The organism is Williamsia sp., assembly GCF_016462415.1.
Lineage (GTDB): Bacteria > Actinomycetota > Actinomycetes > Mycobacteriales > Mycobacteriaceae > Williamsia_A.
Genome location: NZ_JAEMTF010000194.1, coordinates 1 through 3,283, shown reverse-complemented (window position 1 = coordinate 3,283; position 3,283 = coordinate 1). Strand labels below are relative to the sequence as shown.

The window sequence follows — 3,283 nt, the reverse complement described above, 5'->3', positions numbered from 1 at the left end:
GCCTTGGCGATGAAATCGTCGAGGTTCGGCAGGTTGTCGATGACGAAATACAGTCCGCGACCGGGGATCGCGGCGCCGAGCTCCAGCAGCAGCGGCGCGAGCGTGGTCTGCGGCGCAAGTGAGTGGGTGAGGTCGCCACCGGTGAACAGTGGGATCGCGACGACTCCCTTGAGTCCATCGGTGCCGTACTGGTCGAGGAACGCCTTGAGCAGGCCGGTGTAGGACGCCTTGTAGGTAGGCGTCGCGAAGATGACCAGGTCGCTGGCAGCCACCGACTCCTTTGCAGCCGTGACCTTCTCCGATCCCCACTGGAACAGCTCGCCGGCGATGTCGGCGAGTTCGAGTACCTCGACCTCGTAGGACCCCTCCGCCAACAACGCCGGCGGGAGCGCTTCGGCCACCGTGCGGGTCCGCGACTGCGGCTTCGGGTTCCCGACGACAACGGTCACCTTCAGAAGGTTGCGGTCAGACACAGGTTTCAGCTCCAGACGTCGTCGTGGTGGGCGTGGGTGGGCAGATATGCTGCGGGGCCGAACTTCTGGTCGTAGAACCCGCGATCGAGGTTCTGCGCCTGCAGGTACATGAGCACATGCACCGTCGGCACGGTGCCCGGCAGCTTCCCGAAGCGGGAGTAGATGTACTCGGCCTGCAGGGTGACGAGCTCCTGCAGCCCCTCGGCGGGGAGATAGTCGGCGCGCACCTTGGGCGTGTCCGACCACGGACCGGGCGTATCGGGGTTGCCCGGTCCCCCGGGCCCGAACTTGCGTTCGTAGTACCGATCCACGCCCGCGGCAACGGAATCCACGAACGGCGGCACGAGGGTCTCGAAGACGCCCTCGAGTCCGGTCGCGTTCGGGAACGGCCACCGGTCGTCGGTGTCGTAGGAGAAGCCGAGTCCCGGAGCACGCGGATCGCCACTGGCGCCGAGCACACTGAGTCGGTCGAGACCGTCGAAGGTCCAGCCGCCCAGGCCCAGTCCCTGCAGCAGCAGGACGCCGGTGTTGGTGGCGGTCGCGAGCTCGGCGCTGGCCTCGGCGAGGGTGTACTGCTCGACGAACGACAGCGGGATCGGATCGTCGAAGTTCCGCAGACCGCTGAACTTCTCGATTCCGGGAACCGCCGTGTTGTGCACGTCGTCGTAGATGACGTAGCCGTTGGCGGCGAAGAAGTTCAGGTTCGCGACGAGATGTTCGGAGAGGTCGGCCACCGGGAACGCCAGCAGGCTGCCGGGCCAGTTCGCGATCCAGGTGTTGTGACCCTCCATGTAGGGCTCCTCGCGCGGCAGGACGAGGCGGGTATCTGCGAGCTGCCGATATCCGTCGGCGGTAGAGCTGATCCACGACGCGAGGTCGGCGGGCTCGTCCTGGCGTTCGATCTGCGGCGCGGCGTCGCGCGAACCGAAGAAGTAGGTCCCCGAGTCGTCGGTGAAGAACAGCTGGCTCGTGTGGAAGGCCGCAGCCGACGGGAACGTCCGGCCACCGGCCGAGCCCGGGTAGTTGGGGACGTTCGGCGCGTACCCGGGGTGTCGCGTGATGCCGTAGTTCCATCCGGTGACGCCGGCGAGCACGCTGATGATGAGCGCCCGCTCGACCTCGGTGATCGAGCGCGGCTCCTCCGTCGACTCGTAGGCCAGCGGCCCATCGGGGATGCTGCCGCCCACCGGGAAGCGTCGTGAACGTCGGCCGACGATGGCGTCGAGCAGCGGATACTGCCCGAGTTCGGCCAGCGCCTTCCGATGCTTGTCAGAGATCTCCAGGCCGCTCATCGCGTTCTCTTCGACACGGATTCGACGATATCGGCTGGGGTCGGCACGTGGTCGACATCGCCGAGTTCGGCTCTCGCAGCGTCGAAAGAGGCGTGCTCGTTTTGCCCGACCCGAGGGTGACCTGCGTCGCATACGGGATTGCACCCGACCCACTCCGTGTTGGGCAGATACATGGCCTTCACACTGAATTCCGATTCGCCGCTGCTCCAGCCGTTCGACTCCGGCGTCATCCACACCTCGCATCGCGTGTTCATGGCGCCGCTGACCCGCCTGCGCGCGGAGTCCGACGGCACCCCCACCGATCTGCAGACCGAGTACTACCGCCAACGCGCGGGCGCCGGCCTGGTGATCGCCGAGGCCACCCAGTCGAGTGCCACCTCCGGCGGCGCGTACGCCAACACCCCCGGTATCCACAATGACGCGCAGCAGGCCAAGTGGGCCGAGATCGCCGATGCCGTGCACGGTGAGGGCGGACAGATCTTCGTCCAGACCTGGCACGTCGGTCGCGTCGCGCATCCGGACCTCCCCGGTGGGGACCCCGTCGCCCCGTCCGCCATCGCCGCCGAGGGCAAGGCTCACACCCCCAAGGGCAGCCAGCCGCTGGTCACCCCGCGTGCGCTCGAGACGGACGAGATCGCCGGCATCGTCGAGGGGTTCCGCAACTCAGCGCGGCACGCGATCGACGCCGGACTCGACGGTGTCGAGATCCATGGCGCCAACGGCTACCTGCTGCACCAGTTCCTCGGCGACGACAGCAACCAGCGCACCGACGAGTACGGCGGCTCGCCGGCAAACCGCGCGCGCATCGTGATCGAGGTCGTCAAGGCCGTGGTCGACGAGATCGGCGCCGACCGTGTCGGTATCCGACTGAGCCCCGGCCACAAGGCCAACGGCATGAACGAGGCCGACACCGTGCCCGTGCACCAGGAGCTGTTGCGCGCCATCGCCGACATCCCGCTGGCGTACGTGCACTTCCTGATCGAGCCGACCGACCCCGTGCTGGCGCAGCTGCGTCCCGAGATCACGGTGCCGTTCCTGCTCAACACCGGCTTCGCCATCGAGTCCGACTTCGCGCAGCTCGAGAAGATCGTCGCCGACGGAACCGCCGACGCCGTCGTGGTGGGCCGCTGGTACATCTCCAACCCTGACCTCGTCGAGCGCCTCAAGCAGGGCGCAGACCTCACCGAGCCGAACCAGGCCACCTTCTACGCCAACGGCGCCGAGGGCTACATCGACTACCCGTCGCTGCAGACCCAGAACGCCTGACGCGCGCGTCGACAGCGAAGCACCCACCGGCCATGACGGTCGGTGGGTGTTTTGTGTTCAGGCCCGGGAACATTCGCGACGCCTGCTGCATCTGATGTGGAGACCGGTGAGCGACACCGGTGTCCCATCGCAGGAGCACACCATGACCAAGGACGACGCCGGCTGGCACTACGACAGCGTCAGCGATCTGGGTCTGGACCTGTCCGCCGCGGCCATCCACATCGGAGCATTTCTGGCGTGGGCGGCGAATCG

3 protein-coding genes are annotated in these 3,283 nt (G+C 67.3%); 1 reads left to right on the top strand and 2 read right to left on the bottom strand.

Translation table 11 applies throughout. The features are described from left to right. Together JHC79_RS23085 and JHC79_RS23080 are read right to left on the bottom strand one after the other, a co-directional pair. On the bottom strand, positions 1 to 449 hold a 449-nt coding region (locus tag JHC79_RS23085), incomplete at its 3' end, for an NAD(P)H-dependent oxidoreductase (RefSeq protein ID WP_296395312.1). 29 nt (positions 450 to 478) lie between these two features. Continuing rightward, positions 479 to 1,765, bottom strand: a complete 1,287-nt coding sequence (locus JHC79_RS23080; RefSeq protein ID WP_296395309.1) for a hypothetical protein — start codon at positions 1,763 to 1,765, stop codon at positions 479 to 481. Positions 1,766 to 1,936: 171 nt separating this feature from the next. Between JHC79_RS23080 and JHC79_RS23075 the strand changes: the two genes are divergently transcribed. After that, a complete protein-coding gene (locus tag JHC79_RS23075; RefSeq protein ID WP_296395306.1) occupies positions 1,937 to 3,031 on the top strand; it encodes an alkene reductase in 1,095 nt (364 codons plus the stop codon). Positions 3,032 to 3,283: the final 252 nt, after the last annotated feature.

Coding starts and splice junctions, on each gene's coding strand:
- JHC79_RS23075 (WP_296395306.1), top strand. CDS start 1,937: ATGGCCTTCACACTGAATTCCGATTCGCCGCTGCTCCAGCCGTTCGAC.
- JHC79_RS23080 (WP_296395309.1), bottom strand. CDS start 1,765: ATGAGCGGCCTGGAGATCTCTGACAAGCATCGGAAGGCGCTGGCCGAA.